19 protein-coding genes and 1 tRNA gene are annotated in these 17,916 nt (G+C 59.4%); 6 read left to right on the top strand and 14 right to left on the bottom strand.

From position 1 onward, the window contains the following. On the bottom strand, nt 1-966 hold the full coding sequence (locus ACEN8E_RS06570) for a glycosyltransferase family 2 protein (RefSeq protein WP_495591912.1): 966 nt from the start codon (nt 964-966) through the stop codon (nt 1-3). Between the two features lie 464 nt (nt 967-1,430). Here ACEN8E_RS06570 and ACEN8E_RS06565 point away from each other — a divergent pair, with 464 nt between their 5' ends. Beyond that, a complete protein-coding gene (locus tag ACEN8E_RS06565) occupies nt 1,431-1,904 on the top strand; it encodes a hypothetical protein (RefSeq protein ID WP_495591911.1) in 474 nt (157 codons plus the stop codon). A gap of 158 nt (nt 1,905-2,062) precedes the next feature. Here the strand turns inward: ACEN8E_RS06565 and ACEN8E_RS06560 are convergent. From ACEN8E_RS06560 to dapA, 5 genes are all read right to left on the bottom strand, one after another. Further along, nucleotides 2,063-2,152, bottom strand: a tRNA-Ser gene (locus ACEN8E_RS06560). A gap of 83 nt (nt 2,153-2,235) precedes the next feature. After that, nucleotides 2,236-2,949 carry a phosphoribosylaminoimidazolesuccinocarboxamide synthase gene (purC, locus tag ACEN8E_RS06555; RefSeq protein ID WP_007944067.1) on the bottom strand — a complete coding sequence of 238 codons (714 nt, stop codon included), beginning with the start codon at nt 2,947-2,949 and terminating at the stop codon, nt 2,236-2,238. Nucleotides 2,950-2,977: 28 nt separating this feature from the next. Further along, a complete protein-coding gene (locus ACEN8E_RS06550; protein WP_007984759.1) occupies nt 2,978-3,736 on the bottom strand; it encodes an MBL fold metallo-hydrolase in 759 nt (252 codons plus the stop codon). A gap of 4 nt (nt 3,737-3,740) precedes the next feature. Then, nucleotides 3,741-4,856, bottom strand: a complete 1,116-nt coding sequence (bamC, locus tag ACEN8E_RS06545) for an NlpB/DapX family lipoprotein (protein ID WP_495591910.1) — start codon at nt 4,854-4,856, stop codon at nt 3,741-3,743. Between the two features lie 17 nt (nt 4,857-4,873). Continuing rightward, entirely contained in the window at nt 4,874-5,752 is an 879-nt protein-coding gene (gene dapA, locus ACEN8E_RS06540) for a 4-hydroxy-tetrahydrodipicolinate synthase (protein ID WP_495591909.1), read from the bottom strand. A gap of 330 nt (nt 5,753-6,082) precedes the next feature. On the opposite strand from dapA, the gene ACEN8E_RS06535 reads away from it, so the two are divergent. Both ACEN8E_RS06535 and ACEN8E_RS06530 read left to right on the top strand, forming a co-directional pair. After that, nucleotides 6,083-6,643 carry a glycine cleavage system transcriptional repressor gene (locus tag ACEN8E_RS06535; RefSeq protein WP_413423901.1) on the top strand — a complete coding sequence of 187 codons (561 nt, stop codon included), beginning with the start codon at nt 6,083-6,085 and terminating at the stop codon, nt 6,641-6,643. 10 nt (nt 6,644-6,653) lie between these two features. Further along, entirely contained in the window at nt 6,654-7,127 is a 474-nt protein-coding gene (locus ACEN8E_RS06530) for a peroxiredoxin (protein ID WP_056720658.1), read from the top strand. A 128-nt stretch (nt 7,128-7,255) separates the two neighbouring features. Here ACEN8E_RS06530 and ACEN8E_RS06525 read toward each other — a convergent pair whose 3' ends face one another. Continuing rightward, the gene (locus ACEN8E_RS06525; RefSeq protein WP_495591908.1) at nt 7,256-8,326 is read right to left on the bottom strand and encodes an AI-2E family transporter; all 1,071 of its coding nucleotides are present in this window, start codon (nt 8,324-8,326) and stop codon (nt 7,256-7,258) included. 31 nt (nt 8,327-8,357) lie between these two features. Beyond that, nucleotides 8,358-8,597: a sulfurtransferase TusA family protein gene (locus tag ACEN8E_RS06520; RefSeq protein ID WP_495591907.1), complete on the bottom strand. Its 240-nt coding sequence runs from the start codon at nt 8,595-8,597 to the stop codon at nt 8,358-8,360. Between the two features lie 98 nt (nt 8,598-8,695). Between ACEN8E_RS06520 and ACEN8E_RS06515 the strand changes: the two genes are divergently transcribed. Next, entirely contained in the window at nt 8,696-10,129 is a 1,434-nt protein-coding gene (locus tag ACEN8E_RS06515; protein ID WP_495591906.1) for a M48 family metalloprotease, read from the top strand. 77 nt (nt 10,130-10,206) lie between these two features. Here the strand turns inward: ACEN8E_RS06515 and ACEN8E_RS06510 are convergent, their stop codons facing one another. The 4 genes from ACEN8E_RS06510 to rpoE form a co-directional block, all read right to left on the bottom strand. Continuing rightward, nucleotides 10,207-11,631 (bottom strand): DegQ family serine endoprotease, encoded by a 1,425-nt coding sequence (locus ACEN8E_RS06510; protein ID WP_429367405.1) that lies wholly within the window; start codon nt 11,629-11,631, stop codon nt 10,207-10,209. 178 nt (nt 11,632-11,809) lie between these two features. Continuing rightward, on the bottom strand, nt 11,810-12,769 hold the full coding sequence (locus ACEN8E_RS06505; RefSeq protein WP_495591905.1) for a MucB/RseB C-terminal domain-containing protein: 960 nt from the start codon (nt 12,767-12,769) through the stop codon (nt 11,810-11,812). Between the two features lie 8 nt (nt 12,770-12,777). Beyond that, nucleotides 12,778-13,365, bottom strand: a complete 588-nt coding sequence (locus ACEN8E_RS06500; RefSeq protein ID WP_111280216.1) for a sigma-E factor negative regulatory protein — start codon at nt 13,363-13,365, stop codon at nt 12,778-12,780. 31 nt (nt 13,366-13,396) lie between these two features. Beyond that, nucleotides 13,397-13,978 carry an RNA polymerase sigma factor RpoE/AlgU gene (rpoE, locus tag ACEN8E_RS06495; protein WP_003172477.1) on the bottom strand — a complete coding sequence of 194 codons (582 nt, stop codon included), beginning with the start codon at nt 13,976-13,978 and terminating at the stop codon, nt 13,397-13,399. Nucleotides 13,979-14,530: 552 nt separating this feature from the next. On the opposite strand from rpoE, the gene nadB reads away from it, so the two are divergent. After that, the gene (nadB, locus tag ACEN8E_RS06490) at nt 14,531-16,147 is read left to right on the top strand and encodes an L-aspartate oxidase (protein WP_495591904.1); all 1,617 of its coding nucleotides are present in this window, start codon (nt 14,531-14,533) and stop codon (nt 16,145-16,147) included. Here nadB and ACEN8E_RS06485 read toward each other — a convergent pair. Further along, complete coding sequence (locus ACEN8E_RS06485) at nt 16,116-16,568, bottom strand: protein YgfX (RefSeq protein ID WP_495591903.1); 453 nt, start codon at nt 16,566-16,568, stop codon at nt 16,116-16,118. The genes nadB and ACEN8E_RS06485 overlap by 32 nt on opposite strands. Further along, nucleotides 16,552-16,806, bottom strand: coding sequence for an FAD assembly factor SdhE (locus tag ACEN8E_RS06480; protein ID WP_007979797.1), 255 nt, complete (start codon nt 16,804-16,806; stop codon nt 16,552-16,554). The genes ACEN8E_RS06485 and ACEN8E_RS06480 overlap by 17 nt, the downstream gene beginning before the upstream one ends. 148 nt (nt 16,807-16,954) lie before the next feature. On the opposite strand from ACEN8E_RS06480, the gene ygfZ reads away from it, so the two are divergent. Beyond that, nucleotides 16,955-17,896, top strand: coding sequence for a CAF17-like 4Fe-4S cluster assembly/insertion protein YgfZ (gene ygfZ / locus ACEN8E_RS06475; protein WP_495591902.1), 942 nt, complete (start codon nt 16,955-16,957; stop codon nt 17,894-17,896). Nucleotides 17,897-17,916 lie beyond the last annotated feature (20 nt).

Here is a 17,916-nt window from a genome sequence, read left to right as displayed (position 1 = left end):
CTAATCCTTTGGGTCGTAGACGCGGCGCACGAGAAAAACCGGCCGGCGTTTGGACTCGATATAAGTGCGGCCCAAATACTCACCGAGTACGCCGATACCGATCAATTGCAGGCCCCCCAGGAACGTTACGGCGACCATCAGCGAGGCGTAACCAGGCATATCGACGCCATGGATCAACGTACGCAACACGATAAATATGGCAAAAGCGAAAGAGACGAGCGACACCAGCGCCCCTATGTATGTCCAGACCCGCAAAGGCTCGGTACTGAAACTGGTGATGCCTTCCAGTGCAAAGTTCCACAATCGCCAGCCGTTGAACTTACTCTGCCCCGCCACCCGCTCGGGTCGCTTGTAATCAACGTGGGTGGTGCGAAAACCGACCCATGCAAACAGGCCTTTCATGAATCGCCGGGATTCGGGCATGGTCAGCAAGGCATCGACCACACAGCGATCCATCAGGCGAAAATCGCCGACGTTTTCCGGGAGCGGCTGCTCGGCGATCTTGTTATGCAGGCGATAGAACCAGTGGGCGGAAGTCTGTTTGGCCCACGTGTCGCTACGACGGTTGATCCGGTAACCGAGTACCACTTCATAGCCCTCTCGCCAGCGCTCGATCATCTGCAAAATGACTTCTGGAGGGTCCTGCAGATCGGCGTCGATCGGCACAACGATCTGCCCGGTGGCGACCTGCAAACCGGCGGACAATGCCGCTTCCTTGCCGAAGTTGCGACTCAGGTCAACGATGCGCAGGCGCGAATCGTGCTGTTGGCGCTCAAGCAGGCGCGCCAGCGTGGCATCAGTGCTGCCGTCATTGATGAACACCAGTTCAAGCGTGATCAACGCCTGTTGCCGAAAGGCTTCATCAATGCGTAGGAGAAAGGCATCGAGGCTGTCCTCCTCGTTAAAAACCGGGACAACCAGCGATAACGTCACCTGGGCGGCCAGTTGCGTTCCGTGCTCAGTCAATGGAGTGCTCTTTTTATAGTGATTTTCGGTCGCCAAAAGATTTTTGACGCCATGAGCGGTTCTGTATTAAGCAGTAGCCCCGACGGGGTTGCAAGGATGAAACGGCGCTGATCCGGACAATCCAGAGGCTGATCCCCCCGCTCTAACCCGCCATTTCAGAACGCTCGACCAACGATTGGGAACAAACGACCGATAGCCAAAAAAACTGCTCCGGTTTGATTCACCCACATAGGTAACGTCGACGGCGCGTTGATACGCACGCTTGAGGCTGGAGGGTGCAAGCCCCCCTGTCCGGTTACGGATGCAGCAGTCACCTCAGTGCCGCCATTTCCCTGCAACTCTTCGCACCACTGAATCCGCTGCGCCGCCGTCATATGCACTCACATTGTAGGGTTCGCCGCGCTCAGGCCCGCCCGTTACTCTTTGCCGCTGATGCATCTCTTCCATAACCCGAGCCGAAATACATGAATAACTTCGCCCTTCGCGCGCTATGCCTGATGTTGATTAGCCTGCCCGTCATTGCGCAGGCCCATGAAACCGAGACACTCACCCTGGTCACCTATGCCGACGGCACCCGCGGCATCAAGACCCCGATTGACATCGGCCCGCCCGGCCCGTCGCAGGGTGACTTGTTTGTGTTCGACCAGCCGCTGATGAACGAGCAACGAAAAGATATCGGCAGCAATAGCGGATACTGCGTCAGTACCCTCCCCGAAAAGCACAGCCAGTGCCAATGGACCCTGCTATTCACCGACGCGACGGGCAAAACGGCCGCCAGTATCGTCGTGGCCGGACAGGAGCATGAATCCGGCCAGTCGATTGTCGCGGTAATTGGCGCTACAGGGGAATACGCCGGGTTCAGCGGTGAAATGAGTACGGAGCCCAATCCCGATGGCACCTTCACCCAAATCCTGCACCTCTCGCGCAGCGCCAGATAAGTGGCTGCGCAGGTCTCCGGATCGTTGAGCAACAGCGCCACCGACGTTGGCGAACCAGATAGTCGCGCTCCGGCGGCTGGCACACCTGACCGGTATGCCGGAAACGAAAAAGCCCCTGTAATCAGTAACGATTACAGGGGCTTAGTCTTGTTCAATAATGGCGGAGAGATAGGGATTCGAACCCTAGGTACCGGTGAAGGTACAACGGATTTCGAATCCGTCCCATTCGGCCACTCTGGCATCTCTCCAACGGCGCGCATCATAACAACACTTTCGCAGGAAGCGAACCCCCCAAGCGAAATATTTCTGTGCTTTCAGATGCTTGCGTCGGTTAAAGCGGTACGCCCAGACGGTTGGCGACTTCTTCGTAGGCTTCGATGACATCACCGAGGCCCTGACGGAAGCGGTCCTTGTCCATTTTCTTGCCGGTCGCCTTGTCCCACAGACGGCAGCCGTCCGGGCTGAATTCGTCGCCCAGCACGATAGAACCATCGTGGAACACACCGAATTCCAGCTTGAAGTCGACCAGCAGCAGGCCAGCGTCGTCGAACAGTTTGCTCAGGACTTCATTGACTTTGAGCGACAGTTCTTTCATGCGAACCAATTGCTCGGCGGTGCCCCAGCCAAATGCCACGACGTGGGATTCGTTGATGAACGGGTCGCCCTTGGCATCGTCCTTCAGGAACAGTTCGAAGGTGTAAGGGTTGAGCTTCATGCCCTCTTCGACACCCAGACGCTTGACCAGGCTGCCAGCGGCGTAGTTACGCACGACGCATTCGACCGGAATCATGTCGAGCTTCTTCACCAGGCATTCGTTGTCGCCCAGCAATTTGTCGAATTGGGTCGGCACGCCAGCGGCTTCGAGCTTCTGCATGATGAAGGCGTTGAACTTGTTGTTCACCATGCCTTTGCGGTCGAGCTGTTCGATACGCTTGCCATCGAACGCCGAAGTGTCGTTACGAAACAGCAGGATCAAACGGTTAGCGTCGTCGGTCTTGTAAACCGACTTGGCTTTGCCGCGGTAGAGTTCTTCACGTTTTTCCATGATGGGCTCCGCTTGCTAAGTAGATGGGCTAGGCGATGTGTCGCCAGTCGAGCCCTGAATCTTGATCGGCCAGTTGCAGCCAGTCCGGGTCGCACCCGAGGGTGTCGACAAAACATTGCCGGGCCAGCTGCGGCAGGTTGTTCTTGCTGCTCAGATGGGCCAGGACCAGGTGTTGCAGGTCTTTCCAGCCCAACTCGGCCACCAGGAATGCCGCCTGATGGTTATTCAAATGTCCCAGCTCACCGCCCACCCGCTGCTTGAGAAAGTACGGGTAATGACCGCGGGCCAGCATGTCACGACAATGATTGGACTCGATCATCAATGCATCGAGATCCCGATAGCCGTCCAGCACCTTGTCACAATACGACCCCAGGTCGGTCAACAGGCCGAAGCGCCGCTCACCGTCGCTGAATACATATTGCGTCGGTTCCTGTGCATCGTGGGCCACGGCAATGACACCGATGCTCAAGTCGCCGATTTGCAGCTGCTCGCCGCCGGCCAGAAAGCCTGCGGGTTCAATCGGTTTGCGCATCCCGCGCAAGGTCCCGCGACTGAGGTAGACAGGCAGATTGTAGCGCCGAGACAGCAAACCCACGCCATGCACGTGGTCGGCATGTTCGTGGGTCACGAGTATCGCGCTCAGCTGCGCAGGGTTCACCCCCAGGCGCAGCAGGCGTTTTTCGGTTTCTCGCAGGGAAAAACCACAATCCACCAAGACGTACGTATCAGCGCTGGCTATCAGCGTGCCGTTCCCTTGACTACCGCTGCCGAGAACGGCAAAACGCATAGGATCAGCCCAGGTTGTCCTGAATCTTGCTCAACACTTTACGCGCCACATCTGCCGGCGCCACGGTGTTGATGTTTTTCTCGACGGTGACCTGGACGTTCTCGCCAACCTTGCTCAGGCGAACCTGATAACGCTCGGCGCGGGCGTCAAGCTCTTCCTTGCTCGGCGCACTGCCGAACAGACTGCTGAAGAAGCCTGGCTTGTCGTCTTTCTTCTCGGCTTTTTCGGCCAGGTTGATGTAGTACAGGCCCAGGCTGCGGTTGATGTCTTCAACGCGCCATTCGCCTTGTTCCAGCGCACGACCGACGCTCGACCAGGCACGATCCAGGTCGGTACCGACGTTCAGCACAGGGTTACCGCTGCCGTCTTCGCTCAGGCTGACACGGCTGGGGGCGTCGAAATCACGCGAAGCCAGCATCGAGACCGAACCGCCCTTCTCCGAGGTACGGCTCATGCTCGCGAGCATGTCGTCGACCAGTGCCGCGTCCAGTCCAGTGTTGACCGAACGGTTGGTGAATGCCACGTCAGCGGTGCTGCCGGCAGGACGCTCGGCGCTGACCACATAGACTTCACTGGTGTTGCGCTGCACGCCCGGCTCGATGCGAACCCGCACGCGGGTTTCGCTGTCCGTACCGACGCCGGCCGCGCTCAGGCGTTTGCCCATGGCCGCGGACAGTTCGTCGGAATGTTGCCAGGTTGTGGTGAATTCGCCGGTTTGCGGACGCTGTTCATCCAGCCGGAAGCCGTTGTCCTGGAAGAACTGAACGGCCACAGGCCAGACTTCGGCCGGCGGATTCTGGGCCAGGATGGAGCTGGAACCGCCGCTCTTCTGCAGGGAGTAGGCGCTGGCGTCGGCAGCTGCCGTCAACGGCTGCGGCCGGGGAACGACGTATTCGCCCTTGGCGGTGTCATCAGCCACGTTGCGCGGGATCGGCAACAGCGGATCCAGACGTTTGGCAGTACGGACATCCGGCGGCATTTGCATCGGTGCAGTCTGTTGCGCTTCCAGGTAATCGCTACCGCGGTCACGGAAATAACCTTCCGGGCCCCAGACCCATCCGCAGCCACTGGTGCTGGAGATAATCAAGGCAAGTGCGGAAAGTCCGGCCATTCGCTTCATGCGTTGTACTTCCTCAATTAAACCAGGACGCTGCACTGGCGCAGGGCCGAGCGCAGCGTTTCGTGACAAGGTGCGCTCAGCCAGGTCAGCGGCAGGCGAATGCCTTCGTGCATCAGGCCCATTTCAACCAAAGCCCACTTCACCGGAATCGGGTTGGCTTCGATGAACAGGTCCTTGTGCAGCGGCATCAGTTTTTCGTTGATGGCCCGCGCAGTCTCGGCGTCACCCTTGAGGGCGGCCTCGCACAGATCGGCCATTTCACGCGGAGCGACGTTGGCGGTAACGGAGATGTTGCCCTTGCCGCCCATCAGGATCAGCTCGACCGCGGTCGGATCATCGCCGGAAAGGACGATGAAGTCCTTGCTGACGCCATCGAGGATGGCTTTGGCGCGCTTGAGGTCGCCGGTCGCTTCCTTGATGCCGATGATGTTCGGCACGGTGGACAGGCGGATCACGGTCTCGGCCTGCATGTCGCATGAAGTGCGGCCGGGAACGTTATAGAGAATCTGCGGGATGTCGACCGCTTCGGCGATGTGCTTGAAGTGCAGGTACAGGCCTTCCTGGGTCGGCTTGTTGTAATACGGCACGACCAGCAGGCAGGCATCGGCGCCGGCTTCCTTGGCGTTGCGGGTCAGCTCGACGGCTTCGCGGGTCGAGTTGGCGCCGGTACCGGCGATCACTGGAATGCGGCCTGCGACCTGCTTGACCACGGCCTTGATGACGGCAATGTGTTCGTCTACGTCAAGCGTTGCCGACTCGCCGGTGGTGCCGACGGCGACAATGGCATGGGTGCCGTTTTCAAGGTGGAAGTCCACGAGTTTGCTGAGGCTGTCCCAGTCAAGACGCCCCTGTGCATCCATGGGTGTGACCAGTGCCACCATACTGCCCGCAATCATGAAACCGCTCCTGCCGGAAAAAGAGAGCCGTAATGGTACTGGCGCCAAGATGCTTGCACAAGCGAAGTACTGTGCTGCCGCCATTCCCCTTGGCGCCGGTTTTCGCTACCCTTCAGACTTTGATCGGTACTGATCAGCTTGTACGCCGGGTTCCAGCCTCCCTTTTCGGCCTCCCAGGCCCCGCTCCAGCGTCGCCGCTGCGCACTCCCGCTATATTATGGAGTGAGTTGCGAGCCGCAGCCCGGGGTTTTCTGAATGGGCACGCGCAGGCGCACCCCGACGGCCAACGCCCGTCAACCTACCGACCGCTCATCGCTTTAGGAATGCTGCATGTCCACCCCCACAGTCCGCGAACAATTCCTTGTCATCAGTGCGCTCGGCGCCAACCCCATGGAGCTGACCAACGTCCTGTGCCGCGCCAGCCATGAAAACCGCTGCGCCGTGGTCACCTCCCGCCTGACCCGTCATGGCGAATGCAGTGCGCTGGTCCTCGAAATCTCCGGTAGCTGGGATGCCCTGGCACGCCTGGAAGGCAGCCTGCCAGTATTGGCCAAGCGGCATGCGTTCACGGTCAACGTGGTGCGCAGCGCCGCCCTGGAAAACCGCCCCCAGGCCCTGCCGTACGTCGCTTATGTCAGCTCGGCCTACCGCTCGGACATCATCAACGAGCTGTGCCAGTTCTTCACTGACCACAACGTCGAGCTGGAAAACCTGACCTGCGACACCTATCAGGCTCCGCAGACCGGCGGCACCATGCTCAATGCCACGTTCACCGTGACCCTGCCGCCCGGCGTGCAGATCAGTTGGCTGCGCGATCAGTTCCTGGATTTTGCCGATGCGCTGAACCTGGACGCCCTGATCGAACCCTGGCGCCCACAGAACCCAATGTAAGGAAGCTTTCATGGCCGTTGCCATCGACCAACCGGTTGCCGATTTCGAAGCCCCCGCCACCAGCGGGCAGACCGTCAGCCTCGCCGGCCTGAAAGGCAAGCAGGTGGTGATCTACTTCTACCCCAAGGACAGCACGCCGGGCTGCACGACCGAGGGGCAAGGCTTTCGCGATCAATACGCGGCGTTCAAGGCCGCCAATACCGAAGTGTTCGGCGTGTCTCGCGACAGCCTGAAATCCCACGAGAACTTCAAGTGCAAGCAGGAATTCCCCTTTGAGCTGATCAGCGACAAGGACGAAGCCATCTGCCAGCTGTTCGACGTGATCAAGCTGAAAAAGCTCTACGGCAAGGAATACATGGGCGTGGATCGCAGCACGTTCCTGATCGACGCCAATGGCGTGTTGCGCCAGGAATGGCGCGGCGTGAAGGTGCCGGGGCATGTCGATGCGGTATTGGCGGCGGCCCAGGCTCTGAATAAGGCCTGATTTCCGGGCGTTCTTTCGGACGCCATCGCGAGCAGGCTCGCTCCCACATTGGTTTTATGTTCAACCTTGTGGGAGCGAGCCTGCTCGCGAAGAGGCCATCAGCCTCACAGAAAAATTAAAACTGAAACCTAAAGCAGCGGCGCCACCACCGGCTCCTTGCGCGGCCAGGCGTCCAGCACAGCCTTGAACAGCGTCGCCAGGGGAATCGCAAAGAACACCCCCCAGAAGCCCCACAACCCGCCGAACAGCAGCACCGCGCAGATGATCGCCACCGGGTGCAGGTTGACCGCCTCCGAGAACAGCAAAGGCACCAGCACGTTGCCATCCAGCGTCTGGATGATCCCGTAAACCGCCATCAGGTAAATGAACTGATCGCTCCAGCCCCACTGGAACAGCGCAATCAGAAACACCGGCACGGTCACCACCACGGCGCCGACGTAAGGCACCACCACCGAAATCCCCACCAGCAATGCCAGCAACGCCGCGTAGTTGAGCTCGAGAACAACGAAGGCGATGTAGGTCACGCCACCGCAAATGACGATTTCGATGACCTTGCCGCGAATGTAGTTGGCAATCTGCCGGTTCATTTCGTGGGCGACCCGGGTGATCAACGCCCGCTCGCGGGGCAGGTAGCCGCGCACCCACTGGCCGATCATGGCCCGATCCTTGAGGAAGAAAAACACCAGGATCGGCACCAGCACCAGGTAGATCATGATGTTCACCAGCAAGGGCAGGCTCGACAGCGAGAACGTGAGCGCCCACTGACCAAACTTGCCGATTTCGCCCCGCGCCACTTCGATGGCCCGCAACACTTGCTCATCGGATACCAGGTGCGGATAGCGTTCGGGCAACAGCAGTAACAGCGACTGCCACTTGGCAAGCATGCCGGGCAACTCATTGAACAACGTAATCAACTGGTGCCACAGCAACGGCACGACCACCACGATGAATACCAGCAACACCCCCATGAATAACGCAAAGACCAGCCCCACCGCGGCCCAACCCGGCACGCGCAGGCGCTCGAGAGCCACCACCAGCCCCTGCATCAGGTACGCCAGCACCATCCCGGCGAGTACCGGCGCCAGCATGCCGCCCAGGGTCAGCACGGCGGTGAACGCCAGAAACAGCAGGACAGCCAGCACCACCGCTTCTTCATCGGAGAAATAGCGCTGAATCCAGTCGCGTAACACTTTGAACATCAATAATCCTTAGGAGCAAACGCAGCCGATTTCAGGCTTTTTTCAACCAGTAGCGGTAAACACCCGCCTCATCTTCTTCACGAAGCAGGGTATGACCGGCCAAACGGGCAAAGGTGCGAAAGTCGCGCTGCGAACCTGCATCGGTGGCAATGACCTTGAGTACCGCACCACTGAGCATCCGGTTAAGTTCCATCTTGGCCTTGAGCAACGGCAACGGGCAATTCAGGCCACTGGCGTCCAGTTCAACGTCATGGGCTACAGCGTCGGTCATTGCATCACTCCGGGTCAGGTGGTTGAGTTGCCTAGAATATCTGGTCGCAACGCCGGTGTCCGGCTACAGTAAGGTCTTTGTCGACTAAGGCTTTGTGCATGACATTTTTGCGCCCTACCCTGCTGACGCTCGCTTGCCTGCTCGCCTCACCGGGCTTCGCCGACGACCTGCCGTCACTCGGCGACGCCAGTTCTGCCATTGTCTCACCGCAACAGGAATATCAGCTCGGCCGTGCCTGGCTGGCAATGTTGCGCAGCCAGGTTTCGCAGCTCAACGATCCGCAACTCAAGGACTACGTGGAATCCAGCGTTTACCGACTGGTGGAGACCAGCCAGGTCACTGACCGGCGCCTGGAGTTCATCCTGATCAACAGCCCGCAGCTCAACGCCTTTGCCGCGCCAGGCGGGATCGTCGGGGTCAACGGTGGCCTGTTCCTCAACGCCCAGACCGAAGGCGAATATGCTTCGGTACTGGCGCACGAACTGGCTCACTTGTCGCAGCGCCACTTCGCCCGGGGCGTCGAAGCGCAGCAACGCATGCAAGTACCGATGATGGCTGCATTGCTGGCCGGTATCGTGATTGCAGCCGCGGGCGGCGGTAACGCCGGGATCGCGACCATTGCCGGCACACAGGCAGCGGCCATCCAGGAACAACGGCGATTCTCCCGCCAGAATGAACAGGAAGCCGATCGCATCGGCATTCTCAATCTGGAAAAGGCCGGTTATGACCCCCGGTCGATGCCCACCATGTTCGAACGCTTGATGCGTCAGTACCGCTACGATGCCAAGCCACCGGAATTCCTGCTGACTCACCCGGTCACCGAATCGCGTATCGCCGACACCCGCAACCGTGCCGAACAGGCGCCACAGGGCGGTATCGAAGACAGCATGCGTTATCAACTGATCCGCGCCCGCGTCCAGCTGATCTATGAAGAAACCCCGGGGCTCGGTGCCAAGCGCTTCCGCGCCCTGCTCGACGAGAACCCGAAAAACGACGTGGCGCGCTACGGCCTGGCAATTGCCCAGATCAAGGGCGGTCAACTGAACGAAGCGCGGGAAAACCTCAAGCAGTTGCTGGCCAAGGCCCCCAATGAAATCATCTACAACCTGGCTCAGGTGGATCTGGACATCACCAACAATCGCCTGCCGGATGCCCAGTCCCGGGTTGACCGATTGATAACCCAATTCCCTGGCAACTACCCGCTGAATCAGGTGCGCGTCGACCTGCTGCTCAAGCAGAACCGTGCTGGCGAAGCGGAGAAAGCCCTCGAAGGCCTGCTCAAGTCGCGTCCCGACGACCCGGACGTGTGGTATCAGGTTGCCGAGACGCGCGGCCTGTCGGGCAATATCATCGGTCTGCATCAGGCTCGCGCCGAGTATTTTGCGCTGGTCGGGGACTACAAACAGGCCATCCAGCAACTGGACTTCGCCAAGCGCAAGGCCGGTAGCAACTTCCCGCTGTCTTCGCGGATCGACGCGCGGCAACGCGAACTGATGGAACAGGAACGCATGATCAAGGACATGATGGGCTGACGCCCCCGGAGACAAAAAGTCCGGACATAAAAAAACCGCCTCTTTCGAGGCGGTTTTTTATTCAACCGACAACCGGGTTATTCAGCCAGTTTGAAGGTGATGAAGCTCGCACGCCCCTGACGCAATACCCGCATCGACACCGAGCGGTTCTTCGGCAGCGCCTTGGCGATGTCCGCGAACTCCTTGGTGGAACCGATGGCCTGGTTGTTCAGGTGGGTGATCACATCACCCGGCTGCAAGCCGATCATGGCGGCAGGACCGTCCTGCACTTCCTTGATCAGCACGCCACCTTTGAGGTCGTAGGTTTTCTTTTGCTCGTCTGTCAGCTCGACCACGGAAACACCAAGGCGATTGCTGCTGCGCTCGATGCTGGATTTTGGCAGTGCATCCAGCTCCTTGCCCTCTTCCGGAATCGCGCCGACCGTCAGTTCGACATTCTTGCGCTTGCCTTCACGAATCACTTCCAGATTGGCCTTGGAGCCAGCCTTCAATGCGCCAACGAGATGCGGCAGGTCGGCCGACATGACGATTGGCTGACCGTTCATGCTCAGGATCACGTCGCCAACCTGCAGGCCACCCTTGGCAGCCGGGCCATCATCCTGAATCTGGGCAACGAGCGCACCCGCCGGCTTCTCCAGGCCGAACGACTCGGCCAGGTCCTTGCTCACTTCCTGAATCACGACACCCAGCCAGCCACGGCTGACCTTGCCACCGGATTTCAGCTGATTGGAAACATCCATGGCCACGTCAATCGGGATTGCAAACGACACCCCCATGAAGCCGCCGGAGCGGGTATAGATCTGCGAGTTGATCCCGACCACCTCACCGTTCAGGTTGAACAGCGGGCCGCCCGAGTTGCCCGGGTTGATCGGCACGTCGGTCTGGATGAACGGCACATAGTTTTCGTTCGGCAGGCTGCGACCGACGGCACTGACGATGCCTTGGGTCACCGTGTGGTCAAAGCCGAATGGCGAACCGATCGCGACAACCCATTGGCCGGCCTTCAGGTCCTGGGATTTGCCGAGCTTCAGCACCGGCAGGTCCTTGCCTTCGATTTTCAGCAGCGCCACGTCGGAACGTGGATCGGTACCGATCAGCTTGGCTTTCATTTCGCTGCGATCAGCCAGGCGAACGAGGATTTCGTCAGCATCGGCGATCACGTGGTTGTTGGTCAGGATATAGCCATCAGTGGAGATGATGAAACCCGAGCCCAGGGACGTTGCTTCACGCTGACGGTCGCGAGGTGAACGCGATTGCGGCGGCATGCCCCGCTCGAAGAATTCGCGCAGCATTGGCGGCAAGCCTTCGAGGTCGGGCATTTGCTGGCTGACTTTGCGATCCGGCAGCTTTTGCGTGGTACTGATGTTCACGACCGCAGGCGAGGCCTGTTCGACCAGTTGCGTAAAATCAGGCAATTCGACCGCTTGGGCGGTGACCGCCTGACCGAGCACCAGCACGGTGGCAATGATGGAAAGGTAAGACTTCAAGCGTGGTATCGACATACGGCTCCCGTTACGACGAGCATGGTTAAGCGATATGGAGCAAGGAACACCGGGAACAATACGCCGGTATTTTTGTTCCGGGAACAACAAACAAGGCCAGAGCCGAGGGGCTCTGACCTATAAGAAATTTAAGGGATATTTGCAAATTGAAATGCTCACGAAACATTTCAATTTCAGCTCACTGCTTGGCCGCAGCAGCATCGGTACGCATCGAAAGCGCTATCCGTTCAGCAGTACCGACCGGTATCTCGCCGACGACGGTCACCATCATCTCACCCTGTGCCGTGGTCAAGCGCCGTGAAACCGCAACGGTTGGCCCCAACTGAGTACGGGTGTCGGTGACTGTTGCGCCATTCAACGGCTCGAGGAATACCGAAAAGCGCGCCAGACCATCGTCATACAACAGGCTATTGACCTGGGTTTTGGTCTCCGGATCCTTGCGAGCGGTGCTGCTGGTCAGTTCGAAGCCCGGCGGCAACCAGTCGGATCGCCAGACCTGGGCGGTCTTGACGGCAGAAGCCTTGTCACTTTCAAGGTTGACCGGCTTGCAATCGTTACTGGCCTGCAGGTCGTTTTCGGAAGGAGCGTCAGCAGTATCCAGTTGCGTGAACTGGAAGCGCTCCAGCAACCGCCCCTTGTCGTCCAATAGCAACGACTTCAGAGGCAGGCCGGTTTCCTTGTCCAGATGCAGTTCAAAACCGTAGCGGTGTTGATCGCGAGGTGTCAGCGTAACGATCACTGCAGGACGCCCGGCGACACGCGACTTGCCGACGACAGCGAGGTCATACCAATTCTTGAGCTTTTGAGGATCGAGTGCACGGGCAGAGGAGTTGGGAGAGTCCCCAAGCCCTGCTATCAGTGTGCCGCTAACGCATTGAGTATGCCCATCAATACGCACGACTTCCTGAGCGGAACCGTCGAGCTGGATCAATCGCTCGCGAACCTTTCCATCCTGGACACGGTGCCAGATGTTATGGGTAGTAAAACTACCGTTACGCTCGTAGACGAAAGTACCCTTGAAGCTTTGCTGTTGCTCTGCCTGGCCCAGGCGGGTCAACCAGTCCTGGGCATCATCGGCTTGGGCTGGAACGATGAACCAGCCGCTGAGCAGAAGCGAAAGTAGAGGTATGGCGCGCATGCTCCTCCTTAACGGTTTTCCAGGCTTGCGGCGCGAGCGTAAGGCAACGCGCTCTCAGTACCTTTCAGTGCAGCCTGTTGTGCATGTTGGCGCAAGTAGCCTGGCAGACGCTGATCGTGCCAGCCTGGCTGACCTTGCAAAACGCCGCTGGCCATTGGGCCGGTGGCTTCCGAACTCTCATTGTAGCCGGCCAGGACAGCAGGGCCTTTAACTTGAGGAACGGCCAGTGCCGGTTGACTGGATTGCTGGGCCAGTTCGACACCGGCGATCTCATCCTGGTTGTACAGACGCACACCGGCCAGCACCGCCAGGGTCACGGAAGCCGCGACCGCCAGACGACCCAGGCTGCGCCATGGACCGCGGGAAGCTTTTGCCGGTACGGCTTCGTCAGCCAGGGCAGCAGAAACAGCCGCAGCGATGTCCAGACGTGGAAGCAGCAGATCCTTGTGCATCACTGCCCGAGCGATCTGATAACGAGCCCAGGTATCACGGGTTTCAACATCGTCGCAGGCATTCAATACCCGACGCAATTCCAATTCGTCCGCTTCGTTATCCATCACTGCGGACAGCGATTCCTGCAGGGCTTCACGACTCATGGCGTTCCTCTCTTGGCTGTCGCCGCTGTCTTTAGTTTTCCTGCAACAACGGCTGCAGGGCTTTGTCGATGGCCTCCCGGGCGCGGAAGATCCGGGAGCGCACGGTGCCTACCGGACACTGCATGACGCTCGCAATGTCCTCGTAACTCAGACCATCAAACTCACGTAAAGTTAACGCCGTACGCAAATCTTCCGGCAGTTGCTGAATGGTTCGATGGACGGTGCCTTCGATCTCATCCCTCAGCAAAGCCCGTTCTGGCGACTCGAGATCCTTGAGGCCATGATCGCCATCGTAGAACTCTGCATCCTCGGAACTGACATCGCTATCCGGCGGCCGACGGCCGCGTGAAACCAGATAGTTTTTCGCCGTGTTGATGGCGATGCGGTAAAGCCACGTATAAAACGCGCTGTCTCCGCGAAAATTTCCAAGTGCACGGTATGCCTTGATAAAGGCTTCTTGTGCCACATCCTGGGCTTCATGGGTGTCGTGCACAAAACGCACGATCAACCCGAGAATTTTGTGCTGGTATTTCAGCACTAGCAGATCGAAAGCACGCTTGTCGCCGCGCTGAACGCGTTCGACCAGTTGCTGATCCTCTTCCTGGGTTAGCATGAACACTCCTCGATGAGCTCGGAGGAGGCTTGCAGAACTAAACGTCCAGACTTGCAAACATAGACTCGGGCTTTTCGCAAAAGTTCTCCCCCTCCAGGCAAGTTTCCTGCGGGCTCTGATTTGGCACGCACGAAAAGCGCAGCGCGAGTTGACCCGGCTGCGCGAATAATCTTGTCATCGGATTCTTCGGCAAGGATCGAAGCGCAATTCCTCACTGAAGCCGACGCTGTCCCTTGTTTCAGGCAACCGTCTATTGATCTTGGCCCTTTGGCAAAAGTTCCAAATATTTATAGCTGCGCCGAATCGACATTGTGCAACCGTGAAGCGAAAATGACTGTTAAATCGGCGATACAGTCATTCTCGCGCCCAACGGGCAGAAAAACATCCGACGAAGCGACCGATGTTTTGCGTCACAGTAGTTTCACAATGCCATGCTGGCTCGGGTATTGTGCCGCTCCCCCCCTCTATATACTAGTGGGCTGTACGGCCGGTTTGACTCGCCAGTCCGGCTGCGCCACCCCCGATCCGGGTCGCTTTGAGCGGAATCCTGAAATGAGCCAACAGTTTCAACACGATGTTCTGGTAATTGGCAGCGGTGCTGCCGGCTTGAGCCTTGCGCTGACCTTGCCCGGTCATTTGCGCATTGCCGTTCTGAGCAAGGGCAACCTCGCCAATGGCTCGACTTTCTGGGCCCAGGGCGGCGTTGCTGCCGTGCTGGATGACACCGATACCGTTGAATCCCATGTCGATGACACGCTCAATGCCGGCGGCGGCCTGTGCCATGAGGACGCCGTGCGCTTTACCGTCGAGCACAGCAAGGAGGCGATTCAATGGCTGATCGATCAGGGCGTGCCCTTTACCCGCGATGAACACTCGAGCAACGAAGATGGCGGGTTCGAGTTCCACCTGACCCGCGAGGGCGGTCACAGCCATCGGCGTATCATCCACGCCGCCGATGCCACGGGCGCGGCCATTTTCACCACCCTGCTCGACCAGGCCAGGAAAAGACCGAACATCGAACTGCTGGAACAGCGGGTTGCGGTTGACCTGATCACGGAGAAACGCCTGGGGCTCGAAGGTGATCGCTGCCTCGGTGCTTACGTGCTCAATCGCGGCACCGGCGAAGTCGATACCTATGGTGCCCGTTTCGTGATCCTCGCCTCGGGTGGAGCGGCCAAGGTTTACCTGTACACCAGCAACCCTGATGGCGCCTGCGGCGATGGCATCGCCATGGCCTGGCGTTCGGGCTGCCGGGTGGCGAACCTGGAATTCAATCAGTTCCACCCCACTTGCCTGTATCACCCGCAAGCCAAGAGTTTCCTGATCACCGAAGCCCTGCGGGGCGAAGGTGCCCACCTGAAGCTGCCCAACGGCGAGCGCTTCATGCAGCGCTTCGATCCACGGGCGGAGCTGGCGCCTCGGGACATCGTCGCCCGGGCCATCGACCATGAAATGAAGCGCCTGGGCGTCGATTGCGTCTATCTGGACATCAGCCACAAGCCCGAAGCCTTCATCAAGACGCACTTCCCGACGGTGTACGAACGCTGCCTGGAATTTTCCATCGACATCACCAGACAAGCGATTCCGGTGGTCCCGGCGGCGCACTATACCTGCGGCGGCGTGATGGTCGATCAACAGGGCCGCACCGATGTGCCGGGACTGTACGCCATTGGCGAAACCAGTTTCACCGGCCTGCACGGCGCCAACCGCATGGCCAGCAACTCGCTGCTGGAATGTTTCGTTTATGCCCGTTCGGCGGCTGCGGACATTATCGAACAGTTGCCCCGGGTTCCGATGCCCGCGCCCCTTCCCGCCTGGGATGCGAGCCAGGTCACCGATTCCGATGAGGACGTGATCATTGCGCACAACTGGGATGAACTGCGGCGGTTCATGTGGGACTACGTCGGCATCGTGCGCACCAACAAGCGTCTGCAACGGGCACAACACCGTGTGCAGCTGTTGCTGGATGAAATCGACGAGTTCTACAGCAACTACAAGGTCAGCCGGGATCTGATCGAGCTGCGCAACCTGGCCCAAGTGGCCGAGCTGATGATTCTGTCAGCCATGGAGCGCAAGGAAAGCCGTGGCCTGCATTACACCCTCGACTACCCGGACATGTTGCCGGTCGCGCTGGACACTATTCTGGTGCCGCCCACCTACGTCGGCTGAATTTGAGCCGCACCCGCAGGCGTCGGTGCACATCCGCCGCCTGCGCATCCCGGGGCACGCAAATGGCCCTGACCCGGTGCTCGCCACGCAGACGAAAACGCAGTACCACCACCAACGGCAGTGCGAGGCTGTCCGGCCTTAGTTGCACGGGCTGCCAGCCCTTGGCCCGACTCCACAATTGCCAGCCATCGGCATCGCGCCGCAAACCGCAAAAAGCCTGCGGGTGCGTCAACAGGATCTGCCGGGGCAACAGCCAGGCTCCGTGAGCCACGCACAGCACGACGCCGAGCGAGCTGGCCCAGAGCGGAATCGACAGTAGACACAACGAGCCCAACGCGAACAGCTGGGCCAGGAGATACGCCGCCAGCAACTGCCGTGAGGCATGCCAGCGGCATTCGAACCCGTTACTTGGGCTGGACACGATCCAGGATCATGCGAACCATGCGCTGCAGTTCGGGATCTTCGGATTCGCTGCGCTCCATGAACCAGCCGAACATGTCCTGATCCTCACACGTCAGCAGTCGGACGTACAACGCGCGATCCACCTCGTTGAGCGTTGCGTAAACCTCTTTCGTGAACGGCACCAGCAACACGTCAAGCTCAAGCATGCCGCGGCGGCTGTGCCAAAAGAGGCGGTTCAGTTCAACATCTTCGACCATGGAGCGCTCCTCAAATAGGCCGCAAGTATACAGGCCCGCGCCCCGTCGAACAGTCGGCTTTGGTCGGCACCGACGATCCTTTGTGAACTACCCATTTCGAAGGCGCCCCCTTATGATGTCCACCAGACTCTTTACCCTGCGATGACCCATGGCCGATTCTGCTTTTTTCTGCACGCTTTCTCATGAAGGTGTTCTCGCGGTCCGCGGCGCGGACGCCAGCAAATTCCTGCAAGGCCAACTGACCTGCAATCTCAACTACCTGAGCGATTCCCGGGCCAGCCTCGGTGCGCGTTGCACGCAAAAAGGCCGGATGCAATCGAGTTTCCGCATCCTGCTCGAAGGTGACGGCGTCGTCCTGGCCATGGCCAGCGAATTGCTCGAACCGCAACTGGCGGACCTGAAAAAATACGCGGTGTTCTCCAAATCGAAACTGACCGACGAAAGTGCCGCCTGGGTCCGCTTCGGCGTTGACCATGGCGATGCTGCACTGATCAGCCTCGGCCTTGACCTGCCGGCAACAACCGACAGCGTCGTGCGCAGCGATGGACTGATCGCCATCCGCGTCTCGCCGGAACGCGCCGAGTTGTGGGTGGCCGCCGGTCAGGCCGATGCAGTCAAAGGCAAGCTGTCGGTTGTACTGAGCGAAGGCGATCTGAACCAGTGGCTGCTGGGCCAGGTCCGTGCAGGGATCGGCCAGGTCATGCCCGGCACCCGCGAGTTGTTCATCCCGCAGATGCTCAACCTGCAAGCGGTCGGCGGCGTGAGTTTCAAGAAAGGTTGCTACACCGGGCAGGAAATCGTTGCGCGGATGCAGTACCTGGGCAAGCTCAAGCGACGCCTGTATCGCCTGCAACTGGCTGCCAGCGAGCAGCCTGAACCGGGTACCCCGCTGTTTTCCCCGACCCACGGCAGTTCCATCGGCGAAGTGGTGCTGGCTGCCCGCGCCGGGCAGAACATCGAACTCCTGGCGGTGTTGCAAGCCGAAGCAGCAGAGAGTGGAGACATCCACCTGGGCGCGCTCGAAGGGCCGTCCTTGCAGCTGCTCGACCTGCCTTATGAACTGGACCGCGATCGCGAAATCCAGCAATAACGGCAGCACTTGGCGCGACA

This window comes from Pseudomonas sp. Pseusp9, from assembly GCF_059491265.1.
This window is presented reverse-complemented; position numbering and strand designations above follow the sequence as displayed.

Coding starts and splice junctions, on each gene's coding strand:
- ACEN8E_RS06480 (WP_007979797.1), bottom strand. CDS start 16,806: ATGGTCGAAGATGTTGAACTGAACCGCCTCTTTTGGCACAGCCGCCGC.
- dapA (WP_495591909.1), bottom strand. CDS start 5,752: ATGATTGCGGGCAGTATGGTGGCACTGGTCACACCCATGGATGCACAG.
- ACEN8E_RS06550 (WP_007984759.1), bottom strand. CDS start 3,736: ATGCGTTTTGCCGTTCTCGGCAGCGGTAGTCAAGGGAACGGCACGCTG.
- ACEN8E_RS06505 (WP_495591905.1), bottom strand. CDS start 12,769: ATGCGCGCCATACCTCTACTTTCGCTTCTGCTCAGCGGCTGGTTCATC.
- ACEN8E_RS06510 (WP_429367405.1), bottom strand. CDS start 11,631: ATGTCGATACCACGCTTGAAGTCTTACCTTTCCATCATTGCCACCGTG.
- ACEN8E_RS06520 (WP_495591907.1), bottom strand. CDS start 8,597: ATGACCGACGCTGTAGCCCATGACGTTGAACTGGACGCCAGTGGCCTG.
- nadB (WP_495591904.1), top strand. CDS start 14,531: ATGAGCCAACAGTTTCAACACGATGTTCTGGTAATTGGCAGCGGTGCT.
- ACEN8E_RS06535 (WP_413423901.1), top strand. CDS start 6,083: ATGTCCACCCCCACAGTCCGCGAACAATTCCTTGTCATCAGTGCGCTC.
- ACEN8E_RS06500 (WP_111280216.1), bottom strand. CDS start 13,365: ATGAGTCGTGAAGCCCTGCAGGAATCGCTGTCCGCAGTGATGGATAAC.
- bamC (WP_495591910.1), bottom strand. CDS start 4,856: ATGAAGCGAATGGCCGGACTTTCCGCACTTGCCTTGATTATCTCCAGC.
- ACEN8E_RS06530 (WP_056720658.1), top strand. CDS start 6,654: ATGGCCGTTGCCATCGACCAACCGGTTGCCGATTTCGAAGCCCCCGCC.
- ACEN8E_RS06565 (WP_495591911.1), top strand. CDS start 1,431: ATGAATAACTTCGCCCTTCGCGCGCTATGCCTGATGTTGATTAGCCTG.
- ACEN8E_RS06525 (WP_495591908.1), bottom strand. CDS start 8,326: ATGTTCAAAGTGTTACGCGACTGGATTCAGCGCTATTTCTCCGATGAA.
- ACEN8E_RS06515 (WP_495591906.1), top strand. CDS start 8,696: ATGACATTTTTGCGCCCTACCCTGCTGACGCTCGCTTGCCTGCTCGCC.
- ygfZ (WP_495591902.1), top strand. CDS start 16,955: ATGGCCGATTCTGCTTTTTTCTGCACGCTTTCTCATGAAGGTGTTCTC.
- rpoE (WP_003172477.1), bottom strand. CDS start 13,978: ATGCTAACCCAGGAAGAGGATCAGCAACTGGTCGAACGCGTTCAGCGC.
- purC (WP_007944067.1), bottom strand. CDS start 2,949: ATGGAAAAACGTGAAGAACTCTACCGCGGCAAAGCCAAGTCGGTTTAC.